The 20,134-nt window shown below is 44.6% G+C and carries 14 protein-coding genes; 4 read left to right on the top strand and 10 right to left on the bottom strand.

The genetic code is table 11. The features are described 5' to 3' along the window. Window positions 1–116 precede the first annotated feature (116 nt). Both CH367_RS08765 and CH367_RS08760 read left to right on the top strand, forming a co-directional pair. Window positions 117–1,151: a hypothetical protein gene (locus CH367_RS08765; RefSeq protein ID WP_100762136.1), complete on the top strand. Its 1,035-nt coding sequence runs from the start codon at window positions 117–119 to the stop codon at window positions 1,149–1,151. Between the two features lie 16 nt (window positions 1,152–1,167). Then, on the top strand, window positions 1,168–1,677 hold the full coding sequence (locus tag CH367_RS08760) for a C40 family peptidase (RefSeq protein WP_100762135.1): 510 nt from the start codon (window positions 1,168–1,170) through the stop codon (window positions 1,675–1,677). Window positions 1,678–1,710: 33 nt separating this feature from the next. Here CH367_RS08760 and CH367_RS08755 read toward each other — a convergent pair whose 3' ends face one another. Together CH367_RS08755 and CH367_RS08750 are read right to left on the bottom strand one after the other, a co-directional pair. Then, on the bottom strand, window positions 1,711–2,916 hold the full coding sequence (locus CH367_RS08755) for a DUF445 domain-containing protein (RefSeq protein WP_244284525.1): 1,206 nt from the start codon (window positions 2,914–2,916) through the stop codon (window positions 1,711–1,713). 24 nt (window positions 2,917–2,940) lie between these two features. After that, window positions 2,941–3,828, bottom strand: coding sequence for an alpha/beta fold hydrolase (locus CH367_RS08750; protein ID WP_100762364.1), 888 nt, complete (start codon window positions 3,826–3,828; stop codon window positions 2,941–2,943). Window positions 3,829–3,967: 139 nt separating this feature from the next. Here CH367_RS08750 and CH367_RS08745 point away from each other — a divergent pair, with 139 nt between their 5' ends. Next, window positions 3,968–4,969 carry a class I SAM-dependent methyltransferase gene (locus CH367_RS08745; RefSeq protein ID WP_100762365.1) on the top strand — a complete coding sequence of 334 codons (1,002 nt, stop codon included), beginning with the start codon at window positions 3,968–3,970 and terminating at the stop codon, window positions 4,967–4,969. A 43-nt stretch (window positions 4,970–5,012) separates the two neighbouring features. On the opposite strand, the gene CH367_RS08740 is transcribed toward CH367_RS08745, so the two are convergent. Beyond that, window positions 5,013–5,912, bottom strand: coding sequence for an EAL domain-containing protein (locus CH367_RS08740; RefSeq protein WP_100762133.1), 900 nt, complete (start codon window positions 5,910–5,912; stop codon window positions 5,013–5,015). A 222-nt stretch (window positions 5,913–6,134) separates the two neighbouring features. On the opposite strand from CH367_RS08740, the gene CH367_RS08735 reads away from it, so the two are divergent. Beyond that, complete coding sequence (locus CH367_RS08735) at window positions 6,135–6,887, top strand: hypothetical protein (RefSeq protein WP_100762132.1); 753 nt, start codon at window positions 6,135–6,137, stop codon at window positions 6,885–6,887. Between the two features lie 76 nt (window positions 6,888–6,963). Here the strand turns inward: CH367_RS08735 and CH367_RS08730 are convergent, their stop codons facing one another. From CH367_RS08730 to CH367_RS08700, 7 genes are all read right to left on the bottom strand, one after another. Next, window positions 6,964–7,647: a response regulator gene (locus tag CH367_RS08730; RefSeq protein WP_100762131.1), complete on the bottom strand. Its 684-nt coding sequence runs from the start codon at window positions 7,645–7,647 to the stop codon at window positions 6,964–6,966. 4 nt (window positions 7,648–7,651) lie between these two features. Further along, window positions 7,652–10,279: a sensor histidine kinase gene (locus CH367_RS08725; RefSeq protein WP_100762130.1), complete on the bottom strand. Its 2,628-nt coding sequence runs from the start codon at window positions 10,277–10,279 to the stop codon at window positions 7,652–7,654. Continuing rightward, window positions 10,276–10,860 (bottom strand): potassium-transporting ATPase subunit KdpC, encoded by a 585-nt coding sequence (gene kdpC, locus CH367_RS08720; RefSeq protein ID WP_100762129.1) that lies wholly within the window; start codon window positions 10,858–10,860, stop codon window positions 10,276–10,278. Before kdpC ends, CH367_RS08725 begins: the two co-directional genes overlap by 4 nt. 10 nt (window positions 10,861–10,870) lie before the next feature. Beyond that, a complete protein-coding gene (gene kdpB / locus CH367_RS08715; RefSeq protein WP_100762128.1) occupies window positions 10,871–12,952 on the bottom strand; it encodes a potassium-transporting ATPase subunit KdpB in 2,082 nt (693 codons plus the stop codon). A 10-nt stretch (window positions 12,953–12,962) separates the two neighbouring features. Beyond that, on the bottom strand, window positions 12,963–14,636 hold the full coding sequence (gene kdpA, locus CH367_RS08710) for a potassium-transporting ATPase subunit KdpA (RefSeq protein ID WP_100762127.1): 1,674 nt from the start codon (window positions 14,634–14,636) through the stop codon (window positions 12,963–12,965). Between the two features lie 9 nt (window positions 14,637–14,645). Next, the gene (locus tag CH367_RS08705) at window positions 14,646–14,735 is read right to left on the bottom strand and encodes a potassium-transporting ATPase subunit F (RefSeq protein ID WP_100762126.1); all 90 of its coding nucleotides are present in this window, start codon (window positions 14,733–14,735) and stop codon (window positions 14,646–14,648) included. Between the two features lie 128 nt (window positions 14,736–14,863). Beyond that, entirely contained in the window at window positions 14,864–20,074 is a 5,211-nt protein-coding gene (locus CH367_RS08700; RefSeq protein ID WP_100762125.1) for a trifunctional serine/threonine-protein kinase/ATP-binding protein/SpoIIE family protein phosphatase, read from the bottom strand. Between the last annotated feature and the right edge of the window lie 60 nt (window positions 20,075–20,134).

The raw sequence follows: 20,134 nt of genomic DNA, 5'->3' as shown, positions 1-20,134 counted from the left end.
TTCTTACTTCATAAATCGGAAAAGGAAGCCCGGAAAAAAACATAGCCAGAGACGCGGCCACCCTGATTTTAGTATATTGATATACTAGTTAAGAAATTTATTTCGCCGCGACTTTCATGAACTTCAATTCTATTCGAAAACTTCCGATTTCATTCAAACAGATCGTTTCCATTCTTATCTTTTGTCTTCTTTCGTTTTCCACATTCGCGGAATCCAAAACGAAGAACTCGGACATTCAAGACGTCGTTCCTTTCGCTCAAGTCAACGCCGAACCGAAAAACGAACAGATTCCTTTGAACCCTCAGATCGCTTCCAAAGAGGAAAAAGAACCTCCGAGAAGAGTCGATCAAAGAAAAGGAACTTGGAGTTTTCAATGGGGATACAACCGGGATTCTTATACTCAGAGCGATATCAATTTTCGCGGACCCGGATATAACTTCACGTTAAAGGACGTTGTAGCAAAGGATAAGCCGGAAAAATTCAATCCCTCCGTTTATCTCAATCCGAGTCTTTGGGAAATTCCTCAGTATAACTTTCGCCTAACGTACTATTTCGCGGATAAATTTTTCATCGCATTCGGTCAGGATCACATGAAATACGTGATGAGCCGAGGTCAGGCGTCGAACATCTACGGTTACATCGATCCGCTTGCGATTCAAAGGGCGCATCTTGCGACTTCTTCGGATTCAGCGGTTTATCTTTATCTTTTTCCGGACGCATATAAAAAGTTGGAAGGATATCACAACGGAGAAACGATCAACATCACGCCGGATTTTTTGAAATTCGAACACACGGACGGATTGAATTTTCTTTACTTAGACGTGGGAATGATTCAACCTCTTTGGGTTTCGGCTAACGGTGAGAATGCGGTCAGTTTTGTTTCTTCGGTCGGCGGCGGTCCGATCATTTGTCGAAGCGACGTACGTCTTTTCGGAGAAGGTAAAAACAATCACTTTCACGCGTCCGGTTACGGTGTTTCGGGTTACGTCGCAACTCGCGCGGACGTTTTTAAATCCGTCTTTTTCGAGTTAGGCGCTAAGGGAGGTTACATAGACCTTCCGAATATCTTTACGAACGGACATTCAAAAGATAGAGCAAGTCAGAATTTCGGATTTTTAGAGCTGATCATTTTCGGCGGGGTCAATTTTTAATCCGTCTAAAGGAAGAATGATTCCGTCAAAGAAGATCTTATTTTTTTCGGTCTGCGTTCTTTCCGTTTTGTATGCGGTATTACACGCGGAGAAAAAAGAACTCGGGGAAGAATCGCTCCGCGACTTTTATCGTCAAACACACGGAATCGAAATCGAACCCGAGAACAACATCGCTCTTTATCGGGAAGTCTATCGTTGGTTGGGAACTCCTTACAAGGATTTCGGAACCGACGAATCCGGAATCGACTGTTCCGGTTTTACGAGTAAAATTCTTTCCAAGGTGTACGGCTCCCGTCTCAGCGGGCCGAGTTATACGATGTTCCCGCGAACCAATCCGATTTCCAAGGAAGAATTGAAGGAAGGCGATCTGATCTTCTTCACCATCTACGGGGATCGAATCAGCCACGTCGGGGTTTATCTGAAAGAAAAGAAGTTCGTTCACGCTTCCGTAAAAAGAGGGGTTACGATCAATTCAATCGACGAAGCGTATTATCAAAAATACTACACCGCTTCGGGAAGACTTTAATAAATATTAAGTTTTTAGAATATTCTATTTTAATCAAAGCATCATAAAAAACGCCTGACCGAGACCGACAAGGGCTCCGAGCGCGGCCCCCACCAAAATCAACAAAAGTTCGTCTTCCTTAAACACGGTCCGCAAAACGTCTTCGAAGTCGGCGGGAGGAAGCGACATCATCTTTCCCGAAAGTGTACATTCAAGATCGATCGCTTTTTCCACATAGTCTTCGATATGAGTCGTGAAGTTTTTCAGATTCTCCGTGATCTTCCGAATGATTTTTTCCTTCATACGGTTGTATTGATTCGAAGTAAAAGAAAGGGAAAGCGTAGGGCGAATGACCGAAGCCATCGTATCCATCTGTCTTTCGATCGCGTGAACGACCAGGTTGAAAACTTCCTCGGAGGCTTTGCCGAAAAACAATTCTTCCAAAATCTTTTCGGAACTGAGAATACGCGTTGCGAGCATTCTCGAATATTCTTCGGAAACTTCTTTTTGACGTTTGATAAAAAGTCCCTGAAAACGGAAGGGACCTATGCCGATCGGTTCCAAAGGACGAAAGATCAAAAAGAGCGCGAGCCAATTCGTGAGATATCCCACTATAATTCCCTGAACGGGTAGGGTCCAGAGCGCCGGATAAATCAGCCAAATTCCCATCTGGATCAAACCGAGCGCGAATCCGAAATAAAAACCGGAAACCTCTATAAATCGAAATTCTTTCGCGCCCACCTTCTGAAACATTTCGACCGTGAGATGAACGTTGTCCCCGGTCATATTACGGATTACTAATCCTTTTATGTCGAAGATTCTTTTGGAGTCCTTGCGTAAATCCTGAAACAGGGTCGGGATGGAATCCATAGCCTGTCTTTCGATTTCCTTCATCATGGAATTCTTAACTAGGTCCGGAATCAAATTCCAAACGAGAGGATTGAGTTCGTCCGAAACCTCTTTCATCGTTTCGAGAATCGTTTTTTGGATTTCGGGACGAAGATTCTCCTGAATCATCGTCGGGTCGACCTTGCTGAACATTTCCTCGACGTCGATGAGATACGTCGTCACGATGTCGACCGCCTTGCCCGCCATCTTTTCGGCCTTTCTCGGAATGATTCCCTGCCAACCAAGATAAGGAGGAATTCCGTAGAACTTCAACGGATAAAAAGTCATTTTTAACGCGACCCAGTTGGTGAACCAACCTACGAACGCGTAAGTGAACGGCATAAGCAATAAGGAAACGATTTCGAAGTTCAAAACGGACCTGAAGAAAAATGCACGTTATGCGGAATACTTAACGATGAATTTTTGAATCAACTCGGTGACAAGTTCGGGTTTTTCCCTATGAACCCAGTGATTGGAATCCAATTTATGAATTTCGATCTTATCCACGTAGTCGTATGAGTTTTCGTAAACTTCCGGTAATACGATAAAGTCCTTCTGAGGAACGATCAATTGCACCGGAACTTTTATGTTCGACGGAGCCGAGATCACGGTTCTTCCGAACAACAATTCCCGAAACAGATTGATCGGAGCCATCGTCGCACCGTAGATATCGTTTCTGCTTACCTTTCGAAGAGAATCCTTTTTGGGAACCCCTCCTAAGTCCATGATCAATTTGTAAATCGATTCTCCGAAGTTTTGCCAGATGAATTCTGGCAACATAGGAATCTGAAAAAACCAGATATACCAGGAACGAAAACCCTGATCGATGACCTTTCTCCAGTTTTCGATTTTAAGACTGAATAGATCGTCTATCATTCTTTTTCCCGCAAGCCACGGATGCGGACCCGAGATCGCCGTGAATGATTTTATATATCCTGAATATTCGGGATCACTAATGAACAACCATCCGAGCGCGGCTCCCCAATCGTGACCGACCAGGTGGACTTTTTTGTCCTTGGAAAGAAAACGAATCGCTTCCAGCAGATCGGGAAGAATCGCCGCGTAGTTGTACTCGGATTGTTCTAGGGGTTTGGACGAACGACCGAAACCCCGAAGATCGATCGCGCCCAGACGATATTGATCCTTTAAGGAATCGATTTGAAGATCCCAGGTTTTGTGGGTATCGGGATAACCGTGAACGAAAAGAATCGCGTCCTTGGAATCCGTTTCCGAATAGGAGAGAAACAATTTTACTTTTTGATTTTCGAGGTAAGTGTATTTCAAAATTTCTGCTCCCGCACGCGCATTGAAAAATAGGAAAACGTCCAACAAGGATCGTCCGATGCTTCAAATTTTCCAGTCTTTTTACGGACCCGCTTTTTGTTCTGATTGGATTTTGATACGGATTCTATATTCTGGTTCCATGTCAGAAAAAAGAACCGAAGAATCCGATTCGATTCACGATCCCGGAAATCCGATGGTGATGTTTCGCAACCGTCTTGCGAGAATGTCCAAACATTGGAAGAAGTGGGCTCGTAAAAGAAAGATAGAATGTTTTCGGATCTATGATCGGGACATTCCTCAGGTTCCGGTAAGCGTGGATATCTACGGGCCTTACTGTCAAATTTCCGCGTATAAAAACAGTTACGAAATTTCGGACGAGGAAAGAGAAAGGGAGAATGCCGAGATCGGCAAAGTTGTTTCCGATGTTCTCGGTTTAAACGCGGATCAGATCTTTTGGAAAAAAAGAGAACCCAAAAAAGGAAAGGAACAATACGAAAAACAATCCGAACAAGCGGAGCTTATGGAAGTGGGGGAGAACGGAATTCGTCTTTACGTAAATCTATCCGACTACCTCGACACCGGACTTTTTTTGGATCATAGAATCACAAGGGATCTCGTTCGAAAGGAATCGAAAGGGAAAAAATTTCTCAACTTATTTTCTTATACGGGATCGTTTACCGTTTACGCGGCGTCAGGCGGGGCCGTAAAAAGTCTGAGTGTGGATCTTTCCAACACGTATTCGGAATGGGCCGAAGAGAATCTGAAACTCAACGGATTTTCCCTCAGCAAACATCGTCTGCTCAGAGCCGACGTGATGGAATGGCTTCACACCGAAAGAAAGGAAGCGGATCGCGAAAGATACGATTTGATCGTCGTCGATCCGCCGACTTTTTCGAACAGCAAAAAGATGACGGACGTATTCGACATACAAAGGGATCACGTAGAAATATTAAATATTCTTTATAGAGATTTCGCGCTTCCGGGAGCCGTCCTTTATTTTTCCACCAACTTTAGAAAGTTCGAATTTTATGAAAACTCGATCCTTGGGGACAACATAAAGGACATATCCAAGATTACGATTCCGGACGACTTTCGAAACGAAAGGATTCACTATTGCTGGAGAATGGAAAAGCCGAGCTGAATCGTTTTTTTTGCGCGCCGCAATCGATCGACGCGTTCCTTTTTTAAACGAGAATATTCTTGGATTGAAAAAGATATCCTTGTACCAACGGAAATCTCATCTCCGCCGCGATCAAAAGATCCTCTTGAGTTTCGATTCCTTCCAGAATACACTGGATGTTCGATTCTCTCGCAAAATCCAAAAACCCCCAGGCTATGTTCTTATACGATTCCTTTGTTTTGAAAAGATGAAGCCAGTGTTTGTCGAATTTGATAAATTTAGAATATTCCAAAAAATCGAAACAAAAAAGGTTCCGTTTCCCGCCCATGTCGTCGAGAGCGATCGGAACGTTCGAATCCTTCAACGCGTTCAAACAAAAACGGGTTTCTTCGATCAATGTGGAATCCGTGTTTTCGATGATTTCGCAGACGACGTTCTTTCTTTTACTTAAAAGTTCGTTCCACGAATCCGCTTGCGCTCTGTTTTTACAAACGTGGGGATCCAGGTTGAGAAATAAATTCTTCCCTAGGGGACGATTTTCGATTTGAAACCGTTTTAGATTCGTCTCGAACTCGAAAAATAAATCCGCGTCCTTGTGCAATTCCTGAAATACGAACTCGGGTGAAATTCTTTCCCCCTCGATATAAAAACGTGCAAGCGCTTCGTATCCGAAAATTTTTCCCGTGTCCAAGGAGAGAATGGGTTCGTATTCGGAGTGAAAATTCTTCGTCTGCAAAATTGTGGAAAGTATTTTTAAAAGATCCGTTCCGTTTGTTTGTGAGATGGTTTCGGTTCTTTTTTTGTGCGAGGGACGAGGTTCTTTCGTTTCAAGTTCCGTGATGATTTCTTTTGCAGTCTCGTGTTTCGCATTCAAAGAGAAAAGATTTCGAACAAGTGGCTCGTTCAAAAACGATTCCGAAAGCACCAAATCAGTATTAGGCGAAAAATCCATAATTTCTTTCATATACGATGCCTCTTTTTTTCCAAGATACGGAGATGGATAAAAAAGTCAACATAAATGAGAATGAAACTCAATATCATATATTTACTTACATTGGCTTAAATTGTCAAACGGGGAGGGTTTGATTCCGATGAGATTTCAATTTTGAGAATATAAATTCCGATCCGTTATCGTTTTTACAATTTACTCAATCGTTAGGAAATAAGATTCTTCCAAAGTCTTACTATGAAACTCATCGTTTTGATTTATCGTTTATTGTTCGTGATCGGATTTGTGGTTTCGGTTTTCCATTCTTCCCTATTTGCGGAACCGAACGATTCCGAGTTGTCCATGATCGCGGATTCGCAAAGGGAACTTCGCAATCGAAAACGTTTTTACTTGGGAGGTTTCGGCATCAACGAACTTTCTTGGTTTCAAACCGGTTATAACATCAACGAAAAATTCTCCATTTCGTTTTTAGCACATCAAAGACATAGGGCCGATCATTTCGATTTGGATAGAACCGGTTATCAACCCGGTGCGGTCGCGTTCTCCTTGCAAAATAAGGAATATACTCAGAACCAATATACAATCGCTCTCGAATGGTTTCCGTTTTCGATTCCTTATTATCTAAGCGTCGGCATCGGCCAGGAATTTTATTTTCAGAGAGATCGTAAGAACGAGTTCTGGGTTTATTCGGACGGAAGTGCGGACGGTAAGAGTTGGTCCTATTCGATTTCCAACAAAAGGGCTTATGTGGCTCCGGGCGCCGGGATACGTTATGTGTTCTCTTCGGGGATTTTTTTAAACGGAGGTTTTAACGTTCTTCTGTTTATGAATAGTTCCGCACACGTTCAAAGAGAGAGTATTCTTTTTTACAATCAAAAACCGGACCCCGCGATTTTGGAAAGAATTTGGAAGGACGGTAAGGAACAGGAACTCGATCGTGCAAAAGGAATCGGGGTCCAATTGTTTTTATCGGCGGGTATTTCGATTTGATAAACGAAGTCGTTCGGATTCGACGGACGAACATTCTTTATAAATTGAGAATATTCTAAATTTTAAATCTATTTTTTTAGATATTAACCGAAAGCCGGTAACCGACTCCCGGTTCCGTTAACAACAAAGAAGGGTTCGAAGGATCGGATTCTATCTTTTTTCTCAAACTTGCGACGTGAACTCGAAGTGGTCCCGATTCGTTTCTGGCGAGCGGCCCCCAAACGTGACGTATGATCTGTTCCTGGGTCAGAACCTTTCCGGCGTGTTGAATCAATAAGGATAAAAAAGAATATTCGATCGGAGTCAAGTGTACGGTTTCACCCGATACTTGAACGTTTCTACTCGATAAGTCCACGTATAAATTTCCGGAAGAGAATATCGGAGAACCGGCTTCCTGCGTTTTGTTTCTAAGCGCGACTCGGATTCTTGCGAGCAGTTCTCCCATACTAAACGGTTTTGTAATATAGTCGTCCGCTCCTCCGTCCAACAAGGAGATTTTTTCGGCATCGGAAGATAACACCGATAAGACGATGACCGGAGTTTCGCTCCAGGTTCTGATTTCGCGTAACGCATCGACTCCGTTTCCGTCCGGAAATTGTAAGTCTAATAGGATCACATCGGGAGATTCGTTCGCGGCTTTGAGGATGGATTCTCGAATCGTTCCCGATTCGATCACATCGTAGTGCGAAGCGGTCAAACTGATTCGAATCATCTTTCGAATCCGATCGTCGTCGTCCGCGACCAATATTTTCGGTTTCATCGGATCAACCGGGTTTTACGGGAATCTCTATACAAAATCTGGCTCCTCCTTCTTTTCGGTTTTCGGCGATCAAGGTTCCGCCGTGTGTTTCCACGATGGACTTACTGATGGAAAGTCCGAGCCCGCTTCCAACATGGGATTGATTCTTACTTCTATAAAATTTCTCGAAGATTTTTTCAAGTTCTTCCTCGGGGATTCCGGGACCGTTGTCCTCTACGACGTATTGCATTTTATCTTTTTTGCATATAAGTTCTATGGATACGGGAGAACCTTCCGGCGAAATTTGAACCGCGTTGAATACCACGTTAAAAAGGGACTGTTCCATCAGGGTGAAGTCCATCCAAGTAGGAATCGGATTCTCGGGTAAACGGATCACACAACGGCTGTTTTTTACGGTTTGTCTGAGTCTTCGAACGACTACGTGTACGAGATCGGAAGGATCGTGCCAGTCCATTCTCAACTTTAAAAAACCGGATTCGTATCGGCTAATGTCCAATAGGTTTCCGAGTAGAAGGTTGAGAATCATACTACTTTCGTTGATTTCGTTTAACAATTCGTTGCGTGCTTCTTCGGCCGTTCCGATTTCCGGTTCCATCAATGCGGTCACCGCTCCTCGAATCGTGGACAACGGAGTTTTGAGTTCGTGCGAAAGTGAATTGAAGATGATCGTGTATAACCTTTCGGATTGATTGGCTAAGTATCTCGTTCTTGTTTCTTCGGATAACAATTCTCTTTCGAGTGCCAGCGCGATTTGATTTCCCATCGTGAGTAAAAGATTCTCCTGATCCAGGTTGAGTCGTTCGCCGAGAACGATTCCGACCACACCGATGACTTTTCCGGGGGCGACCATAGGGAAATAAGTTCCCGAGGATAAGGGCAACGTGTCCGTGAATTTTCCCGCAGGAGTTTTGTTTTTATAAACCCAGTTGGCGACCGCGGTTTCTTTCGCGTCTGGAAAAAAATTTCCTGCTCGGGAAGAATTGGAATCGATGTTTCCCTGATTTTCCAATAGGATCGTTACGTCGGTTTGAAATACCTTCCTTAAATTCTCCGCTCCGATTTCGGAGATCTGCCGGATTTCTCTCGCGTGTCCCAACTCTTTGGAAAGATCGTATAACGTTGTTAAACGAAGTTCCCGGTTGACCAATGTTTTTTCCTTTTGTCTCAGACGAGAAGTGACGTTGCCTATGATGATCGATATAAAAAGAAAGGAACCGAACATCAAAACGTCTTCCAGCTTTTCGATAAAAAAAGTATATCTAGGCGGAATGAATAAAAAATCCCAAAAGATTCCGGAGAGTAATCCCGCGAGAACCGTGGGGCCTTTGGAAAAAAAAGATCCGATGGCGGAAACGAAAAAGAGATATAAAAACGAGATACTCCAATAACCTGTGATCGGTTCCAAAAAAAGACTCAATGCAGTCGCCAAAAGAATCAATGTTAGGGACGCGACGTATTGTTTTCCTCCGGAAGAGGTTCTTAGAAAACGATCGAGTGCGGATTCTTCGCCGAGGTCACGGGGTTGATCGTACGGAACAAGACAAAGTTCGAAGTTGGTGGTCGTTCTGGTAAGTCTGGAAACCGTGGAGTTCCACCGGTTCCACCAGGATTGATTCCGTTTTGCTAATACGACACGGGTTATATTCTTTTGTTCCGCGATCCTGAGAATGGATTCTACGAGGTCCTCGTCGGCGGTGTAAAGAATTTCCGAACCGAGTTCTCTCGCAAAGTTCAGATTTTTTTCCAATTGACTTACGTTTTCTTTGGAAAGATTCTCCCTTGTCTGATTGTAGATAGTGAACAGTTCACCGTTTCGTTCGTATGCAAGACGTTTCGCATAACGTAATAAGGAATAAGAATCGGGACTTGCGTTGATCGCTACCAAGATTCTTTCCCTGAATTTCGTGGAATCGGGCGAGGTGTTTACGTGTCTCGCGGTATAGTTAAGTGCGGTTTCCCGAAGAAAGGAAAGATTCTCCTTTTTGAAAAAATGATCTCCGGCAAGATCCGCCTTTTCCGCGACGTATACCTTTCCTTCCTGCAGTCTTTTTCTGAGATCGTCCGGGGAAAGATCGATCAAAAGAATTTCATCCGCCATGTCCAAAACGGAATCGGGTATGGTTTCCCTGATTTTTACGAGCGCGCTTTTTTCCACGGCTTCCACTTGACTTTCCAAATGTTGAACATTCAAAGTTGTGAATACGTTTATGCTGTGATTGAGAATTTCGATTACGTCCTGATAACGTTTTACGTGTCTACTTCCGGTGATATTCGTATGTGCGAACTCGTCGACCAATACGACTTCGGGTTTTCGTTTGAGAATGGAGTCTATGTCCATTTCTTCGAATTCGATTCCTCTGTGTTGTAGTTTTTTTCGGGGAAGTATTTCGAGTCCTTCGAGTAGCTCTTCCGTTTCTTTGCGACCGTGTGTTTCTATGTAACCTACCACGACGTCTACTCCTTCTTTTTTTAAAGCGCGTGCGGCGTTTAACATCGCGTAGGTTTTTCCCACACCCGCGACCATCCCGAAAAAAACTTTCAGCTTTCCTGAAGATTCTTTTTTTTCATCTTCTTGAATCTTACGAAGAAGTTCGTCCGGATCTAAACGCGATTTTTCGTTCCACTCGGTCATTCTTTGATTGTTCCGAATTCGCCATCGAGTTTCAAGTTCAATCGCAAAACGTTGATTCGATTCTCGCCGATATAACCGAAGGAAGGTTTTTCGATCGATTCTTCCAGGATCTTTTTAAATCGAAGAATCTGTTCCGGCGTAAGTTTTCTCGCCACTGCGACACGATTCATTTGAAAAAGAACCGCGTCCAAGCTGAGATGCGGATCCAATCCCGAACCGGAAGCGAACAACAAATCGGGAGGAACGGTTTTCTGGTCCGGATGTGTTGCAAGAAGGAATTTTTTTCTTTCCTCGACGTTTGCCTTTAAGGAGGCATTGGTAGCGCTTGCATTCGAAGCGCCCGAAGGAAATGCGGAATAATCCGAAGCGGAAGGTCTAGACCAAACATATTCCTTTTTTGTAAACTTTTGTGCGATCCATTCCGAACCGACGATTTTATCTTCGATTCGGATTAAACTTCCGTTCGAACGCGAAGGGAAAAGGCGTTCCGCAAATCCGGTGATTACGATCGGATAAAAAATTCCGGTAATGAACGTAAGAACAAATAAAGTTCTGATTGCGATGGTTGCGTTTTTGAACATTAGATTCTCCTTAAACGATTCCCAATAAAACCAAGGTGATGTCGATCAGTTTGATTCCTATAAACGGAGTGATGATTCCGCCTAAACCGAAGATTGTGAGATTTCGTTTTAATATTTTGTCCGCTCCGAGAGGTTTGTAAGCGACTCCCTTCAAGGCCAAAGGAATCAAAGCGGGGATTACCAACGCGTTGAAGATCACCGCGCTCAGTACCGCGCTTTGGGGGGAACCAAGTCGCATTAAATTGAGAGCGGATAACGGTCCTTCCGTTCCGCCTAATGCGTAGAAACTTCCGAAAAGCGCCGGAAGAATCGCGAAATATTTTGCGACGTCGTTTGCGATGCTAAAGGTGGTCAGCGCACCCCTTGTCATCAGAAGTTGTTTTCCGATTTCCACGATTTCAATGAGTTTGCTCGGATTGCTGTCGAGATCGATCATGTTGCCCGCTTCTCTTGCGGTTTGTGTTCCGGTGTTCATCGCGACACCCACATCGGATTGTGCGAGAGCAGGCGCGTCGTTGGTTCCGTCTCCGATCATCGCGACGAGATAACCCTTTCCTTGTTGTTCCCGAATTTTTTTGAGTTTGGTTTCGGGAGTCGCTTCCGCGAGAAAGTCGTCCACTCCCGCTTCGGCCGCGATCGCCGCGGCGGTGAGTTGGTTGTCCCCCGTGATCATCACGGTTCGAATTCCCATAGTACGCAAGCTTGCGAATCGTTCTTTGAGTCCGCCCTTTACGATGTCCTTGAGTTCGATCACTCCGAGAAGTTTGTTGTCTTCCGCGACGAGGATCGGAGTACTTCCTTTCTGAGCGATTCTTTGAATTACGTCTTCCATCTCCGGTGAAATTTTTTGACTGAAGTTGTAGAGATAGATTCGAATCGCATCACCCGCGCCTTTTCGGATTCTTCGGATCACTCTTCCTTGTTTTTTTAAATCGACACCGCTCATCTTCGTCGATGCGCTGAACGGAATGAATTCTCCCTCCATCTCGGAAAGATTTCTTTCCCTGAATCCGAATTTCTCTTTTGCTAATACGACAATGGATCTTCCTTCGGGGGTTTCGTCCGCGAGAGAGGAAAGTTGCGCGACGTCGGCGAGATATTTTTCGTCGACTCCGCTCGCCGGATAAAACGCTCTTGCTTCGCGGTTGCCTAACGTGATCGTTCCGGTTTTGTCCAAAAGAAGAATGTCGATATCTCCCGCGGCTTCGATCGCCTTTCCGCTTTTTGAGATTACGTTAAACCGAATCAAACGTTCCATACCGGAAATTCCGATCGCCGAAAGTAAACCCGCGATTGTGGTCGGGATCAAACATACAAGAAGAGAAATTAAAATCGGAATCGGAAGATTCGCGTGTTGACCTCCTTCTTTTGCAACGAACTCGGCGAAAAAGGGAAGGCTGATCACAGCGATCAAAAATACGAACGATAAACCGGACAACAACATCGTAAGAGCGATTTCGTTCGGAGTTTTTTGACGTTTGGCCCCTTCCACAAGCGCGATCATTTTATCCAAGAACGTGTTTCCTTGTTCCGCGGTGATGCGGATCGTGATCTTGTCGCTTAACACTCTGGTTCCGCCTGTCACCGCGCTACGATCTCCTCCGCTTTCTCGAACGACGGGAGCAGATTCTCCGGTGATAGCGGATTCGTCCACGCTTGCGATTCCGTCTATGATTTCTCCGTCGCCGGGGATTGAGTCGCCTGCTTCGCAGATTACTATATCACCGATTTTTAATGTAGTTCCGGGAACCGTGGAAATGTCCTCTCCGATCAGTTTTTTGGCGATGATGTTCGTTCTCGTTTTTTTAAGACTGTCCGTTCTTGCCTTTCCTCTTCCTTCCGCGATCGCTTCCGCAAAATTCGCGAAAAGAACGGTGAACCAAAGCCAAAGACCGATCTGAAGATTGAAGGAAGAATAAACTCCTCCGTATAAGTCCTTGAAGACGATCCAAGTTGTGAATAACGCCCCTAGAAAAACGATGAACATCACCGGATTCTTTGCTTGAGAGCGAAAACTCAATTTTTTTAAGGATTGAATCGCGGCCTCCTGAAAAACGCCCGATTCCAAAAATACTTTCGATTTGCGGCTCATCCGATTCTCCTTAAAACGTTTTGCCTTGTAACATTATAAAATGCTCAAGTATCGGCCCGATGGTCAGAACGGGAAAGAACGTCAACGCGCCGACGATTACGATCACGAACAAAAGAAGAACATAGAACGTTCCTCCTTCCACGGAAAACGCTCCTTCGGACGAAACCTCGGATCTTTTTTTATCGGCCGAGCTTCCCGCGATTGCGAGCACGGGAAAAATCACTCCGAATCTTCCGAGGATCATCGCAATTCCTATTAGAATATTATAATACGGTGTGTTGACGTTCAGTCCCGCGAATGCGCTTCCGTTGTTGCCCGCCCCGGAGGAAAACGCGTATAAAATTTCGGAAAGACCGTGCGGTCCGCGGTTTGCAAGAGAAGAGACTCCCTCCGGCAAACTCACCGAGATCGCGGTAAAAAGAAGAATAACCGTGGACGGTAAAAGAATACCCAGGATCGACATTTGAATTTCCCGTTTTTCTATTTTTTTACCGAGGTATTCCGGACTTCGTCCCACCATAATTCCGCTTAAAAATACCGTAAGAAGAACGAACAGAATCATTCCGTACATTCCCGCGCCCACGCCGCCGAAGATCACTTCACCCAATTGAATATTCAGAATTTCTACTAAACCTCCGAGCGGAGAAAAACTGTCGTGCATCGCGTTGACCGATCCGTTAGACGCCACCGTTGTCGCCGTGGCCCAGATCGAACTGTTTAGGATTCCGAAACGAACTTCCTTTCCTTCCCAAAAGCCGAACGTGTTCGAGATCGGATTGAAAGAGGATTCGGAAAACCAAACCGCGAGAAGACCCAAACAAAAAACCGAAAACATTACGCTGAAGATCACCCATGCGTGTTTGAGATTGCCCACGATTCTTCCGTATAAAAACACGCAGGCCCCGGGTAAAATAAGAATGGAAATCATCTGCAGAAAGTTGGAGATCGGAGTCGGGTTCTCGAAAGGATGTGCGCTATTGACTCCGAAAAATCCTCCCCCGTTTGTTCCGAGTTGTTTGATCGCGATCTGCGAAGCCGCCGGACCCAAGGGAAGAATCTGAACATTTCCTTCCAAGGTTGTCGCCGTGATTGAATCCGAAAATGTTTGAACGACTCCGGAGCCGGTAAGAAACAAAGCGAGAATAAAGGATAAAGGAAATAGAATATAAAGAATTCCGCGAACAAGATCCTTCCAAAAATTTCCGAGTTCGGAATTCGAGTTCGCGGAAATCCCCCTTGCGAGAACGAGCAAAACACAAAGACCCGTCGCCGCGCTGAGAAAATTCTGAGTCGTCAAACCCACACTTTGAGAAAAGTAACTGAGGGAAACTTCTCCGCTGTATGCCTGCCAATTCGTATTGGTGGTAAAACTCACGGCTGTATTAAATGCGAGATAAGGGTCGAGCCCAGGAAAATTCCCTGGATTTAAGAGAAGAATATTCTGAAATAATAATATGATAAAAAGAAGAACGAAACCGAAAACGTTGAATAGAATTAGGGAAATCGTATATTCTTTCCAATTCATGTTTTTGCTCGGATCGATTCCGCAGATTCTATAGAGAATCGATTCGAACCGCAGTGTCGTGGACGAAGTGAAAACCTTGTACAAATACGCTCCCAATAAGGGAGAAAGCAGGACGATCGTAAAAAGAAAGATCGAAAGTTGAATCCATTCCGTAACCATAATATTTCCTTAGAACCTTTCCGGTTTGAAGACGGAATACGCAAGATAAACAAGACACAAGCCGCCGAGAGAAAGAGCGGCAATAGTTTCTAAATTCATAATATTTTCATTCCTGAATCGGACGCGGGCGCGTCTTTTTACATTCAAAGTAAACCACGGATTGCGGATTGAGTCAAGATCGCCCGGATTAAACTTAAGAAAAGTAAGTTAAGAAGTTGTTAAGTCGATTAGAGAATTTCGACGGAAAGGAAGGTGATGTCGTCTTGCGCTTGTTGGCCGGAAAGAAAGGATTGAACGTCCGCAAAAACCGATTTGACCATCTCGGGTACGGATTTGGAGGATTCCTTGAGTATGGATTCCAAAAGTCTGTCTTCTCCGAATTCTTCCTCGAATGAATTGAATTCCTCGACGATTCCGTCTGAAAAGAAAAATAACTTATCCCCTTTTGCGATTTCCAAAAACTGAGAATGATACTTTACCTTTTCCGAAATCCCGATGATCGGTCCGCTTTTGGACAATCTTGTAATCGTGGTTCCGGAAAGAAAAAATTGATCCGGATGTCCCGCGGCCGAGTAGGAAAGGGTTCCTTCTTCGGTATCCACGTCCGCGATGAGACAACTGAAGAAGGATTTGATTGCGCTGTATTTTGCGATGATCTCTTTGTTGAGTTCCGCGATCACTTCACCCGGAGGAAGATCGAGATACTTTAAACTTTCGTATTCCGATTTGATCAACATGGTGACTAACGCGGCTTGAACGCCGTGGCCGGTCGCGTCCGCTAAAAAGATTCTTACTCGGCCGGGAGAAATCTCCGCGTAGTCGTAGATATCGCCTCCGACCTCGTTCATCGGTATGTATTTGGTTAAGATGTATATGCCGCCTAACGTGGCTTCCGGTTTCGGGAGAATTCTATCTTGGATCTTCTGCGCATAGAGTAAGTCTCTCTGAATCAGATTGATCGTGTTGTTGAGTTCGGATGTTCTTTCGATTACCTTCTCTTCGAGTTCCGCGTACAGGTTCGCGTTCTCGATCGAGATGGCGGCTTGACCCGCGATCAGTTCCAAGGTTTGAATCCGATTTTCGGTGAACACTCCCTTGACCAATTGGTTTTCGAGATAGAGAACTCCCTTCAGTCCTCCCGCGTGGATCAGAGGAATACAAATCACGGACTGAGGTCTTTTTTCTTTGATGTATTGATCCGTGAAATCCTTGATCGAGGAAGAATCGAACCCGCTCGTCGAGATCATCTTGCCCGTTCTAAAAACGTAATTTAGATAAGAAACCGGATATTGTGTTTCGTCCAGCTCAGGAAGATTTTCCACTACGATCCCCGTGTCCCCGCTTTGACCCGCGAGAAAGACCATTAGATTTTTATTATGTAAGTGGAAGTAGATCGCTCTGGTCGCTCCGGCTGTTTCCATCGCGATCTGGATCAGTTTTTTCAGAAGATTGTCGAGGACGATTTCGCCCGAAAGAAGATTATACGTTTTTAATATGATTTCCTGGTCGAGATCCGGTGTTTGGTTTTGGAGTTTTCTGCCCATCGCCTCGGGGGAAAGCGAAAGATTGAGTCGGTTAGAAAAACGATTTTCCAGTTCGGCGACTTTTACGGACGCACCCCATCTCGAATAAAAATCGATTGAGTTTTGGATATAGTGGTTTCCAAGGGAGAAGTTTCCGATTTTGTAATGAAACTTCGCGGCTATTTCGCAGGACAACGCTTGAAACGCGATAAAACCCGATTCCTGAAAAAGTTTGATCGCTTTTTCGTAACCCGCGATCGTTTCGGAAATTTTTCCTTTGATTCTTTCCTTTTCCGCCTGGAGAAGTTCCAGAAAACCCATGAAGTTTTCGGGACAATCCTTACTCCATTTTTCGAAATGAGAAAGAACAAGTTTTAGTTTTTTTGAATATACGATTCTTTCCGAAAACGAGAATTCATGAAAGTTGGAAAGGATCGTAAGACCGTAATAAAACCAAAATTCGGCGAACGGAATCAGACCGAACGCATTCTGGATCAACTTCTCTCCTTCTTTACCCGCTTCCAGGGCCTTACGAAATTGTCCCGAAAAATAATAGAGTTTCGTTAAGTCGTGATAATAATACGAAAGTGCGGTATAATTCTTATCTTCCAAAATTCTTTTTTCGAATTCTTCGGTTTGAAACTCGGCGTCGTTCAAAGAATCAGGAGCGGAAGTTTTTCCGGAGAGGGCTTTGATGAACTGATGAGAACTTTTAGCGATCGTGGAAGCGAAGTCGTCCCTTGTCGCGGTGAAATATCTACCGGCGTTGTCGATGTCGGTTAATAATTCGTCGATCGGATACGAAGCGAAGATTTTTTTCTGCATCTTCGCCTGTATGCTGAATCCCGCGTAAAAAATATCTCCGTTCTGCAACGCCCCGTTGTGAACGTCGTCCAACAATCCTATGTCGAGCGTAATCAATCGTTTCCAGTGACAGAGATACGCGGCGTAGACGTATTGGATCTTCCACTTAACAAGATCGAACGGGATCTTTTCGTTGAGATCCATGGCGAGTTTAGAATAACGAACCGCCTGATCCAAATCCTTGAGGGCCTGATTTACGATCATTCCGTAACCGCTGTAAGCGATCGGACTACTTCTGGAAACTCCCTTGGTTAGGGAAGTATTAAACATTTTTAATACGATGAGCGCGAAAAGATTCTGATTGTAAGTGAACGCGGAAGGTCCGAGATCGGCAAACAGATCGATCAAGGCCTGGTATTCCGGTTCCCCATTCTCCTTTATATGGACGAGTTCCGAATCCGATTTGCCCTTTGATAAGATCAAAGAAAGAAAAAGTTCCTTAAAAAGAACCGCCGTAACTCGAAGCGGAGAGGATGGAATGCGGATCTTAAAACGTTTCATCGCGCGTAGTCCGGCCAACACCGCGCTTTCCACCTTGTTCATTTTGGAATAGAGTCGAACCTGGATCGCGTCCGCACGAATGTATTGCAGATCGGGAAGATTCAAATTTTCTAATGATTCCAAAAGTTGCATCGTTCTTTCGTAATTGTTCAGAAGATATTCGGTTTCCGCGGTTTCCAAAATTACGTTCGAATATAATTCGAGATCTTTGATAAGAGCTTCCTGATCGAGGGAATTTAACGCGAAGTTCAGATATTGAAGCGAACTTTCGTAAGAACCCGAACTTTTCGCCTGAAGCCCCGCCTTATAGTTGAGCATGGTGAGATTCTTACGAAGTGCGTCTTCGTCGATCGAATCCAAGGCTTGGTTCAAGTGATTGGTGATTTGAAACAGAACTCGGTTTTTCGGTTGAGGACCGTGTAATGTCAAAAGAGCGATCCCGACTTTTTTATGAAATTCCTTGCGCTTCCATTCTTCCAAAAGACTGTAAGCCGCTTGTTGAACCCGGTCGTGTGAAAATCCGAAAGCCTGTTCCGAGGAAACACTTTCTTCGAAAAGGGAATGATCCTGATTGTGCGACGGTGTTAAAAGGCCTTCTCGCACCGCTTCCCAGAGAATCTGATTGAGTTTTGCAGTATCAAAAAAACGTAATTTAGAAATGAATCCCGAAGTGAATCTTTCTCCGAGACAGGAACAAACTCCGAGAAGTTCCTGAACGCCCGGTGAAAGTTCACGGATTCTCTGACACAAAAGATCGATCACGTTATCCGCAACCGGAAGCTCCGAAACTTTTTCCAGATCCCATTTCCAGAGTTTGAATTCGAATTCGTACGAAATTGAGTTCGTTTTTTCGGAGGCTCTCAGGAGTTGAACCACCGCAAAAGGGTTGCCCAAAGTTTTTTTATGGAGAATGGACGCGACCGACTGGATCTGTTCCTGAGGTCCCGGCGCCAAATCCTGAAGCATTCTATAGATACTTTCCTCATCGAGCGGTTCGATCGTGATCTGACTTCTCGGAACCTTGTTGCTTTCGATGGATTCCAGAATTTTGGAGAACGGACTCAAAGGTTCTATCGCCTCGGGTCTAAAGGAAAGAATACATAAGAAATTCTTAATTTTTGAATATATCAAAAACGTTTCGATCAGTTTTAAACTCGCCGGATCGGCCCATTGTAAGTCGTCCATATAAAGAACGAGAGGACGGCTGAGTTCTGAGATCGCGCGGATAAAGTTGCGAAGAGTGAAGTAAAAACGGTTTCGATTTTCGTCGGGCGGAAGTTCCGCAAGTTCGGGTTGAGGACCGATGATGAATTCCAACTCCGGAATCTGATTCAAAAGAATTCTTCCGTTGGCTCCGGTGTATTGCAGGATCAACCTTTTGAATTCTCGGATATCCTTTTCCTGTTTGGAAAGAAAGATGGAAACCAAGTCCCGAAGAGAATGGATAAGCCCGCCGAACGGAACCGAGGTTTCATACTGATCGAACTTTCCCTGAACGACGATCCCGCCTCGTTCCGAAATACTCTTTAAGAACGATTTGGCGAGCGCGGATTTTCCGGAACCGGAATCTCCGGTGATAAAAACCAAACCGGTTTCTCCGCGAAAAACCTTATCCAAAGAGGATTCAAGAACCGATTTTTCTCGGTCCCTTCCGTAGAGCGCGGACGGATCGAATGTGAGTTCGGGAATATCCCTTGAGCCCGGAACAAATATAGAATTTCCGTCTCCGTTTTGAAAATCTCCGAGACAAAGTTCCAAGTCGTATATCAAACCGTTGATGGACGCATAACGTTGTTCCGGATCTTTTTCGAGTAATTTCGCGATGACGAGCGAAATGGAAACCGGCAATTCTTCCCGAATCGTATGAACCGGGGCCGGTTTTCTCGCGAGATGTGCGTGTAAAATTTCGTTTCTATCTTTCGAAGAAAAGGGAAGTGTTCCCGTAATCATCTGATAGAAGATGATTCCCAAGGAATAAAAATCCGTACGAAGATCCAATACACGGGAAAGTCTTCCCGTCAATTCGGGAGGAATGTAGGAAAGAATTTCCGCGGAAAGATCCGGGGTAATGGAGGGTGACGTGTCCTTGCCCGAAAAAGTGGCGGATGAGAAATCCGTAATACTAGCGACACCGGTTTCCGGTTGGATCCAGATGTTTCCGGGACGAAGCGCTTGGTGGAGAATTCTTTTTTCGTGAACCTCTTTGAGCGCGAGAGAGATACTCATGGCAATCTCAAAAAATTTCTCAACAGAATTAACACCATTTGGGAACATTCTCGCGAGAGGAAGAGCGCCGCTGTCCTCGATGACGAGAACGGGCGTGTCCTCGTGACGAATTAATTCCAGAGAATTCTGGATTCGAGGTCCTTTAGCAAAACTAGAAATTCTAAAGTCGTGATGGATCTTCTGAATGTCTTTGCGTGAAGGGTTTTTTTGACGAAGAAGTTTGAGAAGAACGTGCTTCCCCGATCTTTGATCCAGTGATCTGTATATCAGAAACTGATGATCTACGGAGAAGGATTCAAACGTTTCAAAGCCGGGGAGTTCCATCCTGGAAGAACTGTGATATTCTCCCTAGGATTAAAATCAAAAAGAAAAAAATCCCTTTCG

It is taken from the genome of Leptospira barantonii, assembly GCF_002811925.1.
Taxonomy (GTDB): domain Bacteria; phylum Spirochaetota; class Leptospiria; order Leptospirales; family Leptospiraceae; genus Leptospira; species Leptospira barantonii.
Note: the sequence above shows the minus strand (reverse complement) of the source record. Positions and strands in the feature narration are given on the sequence as shown.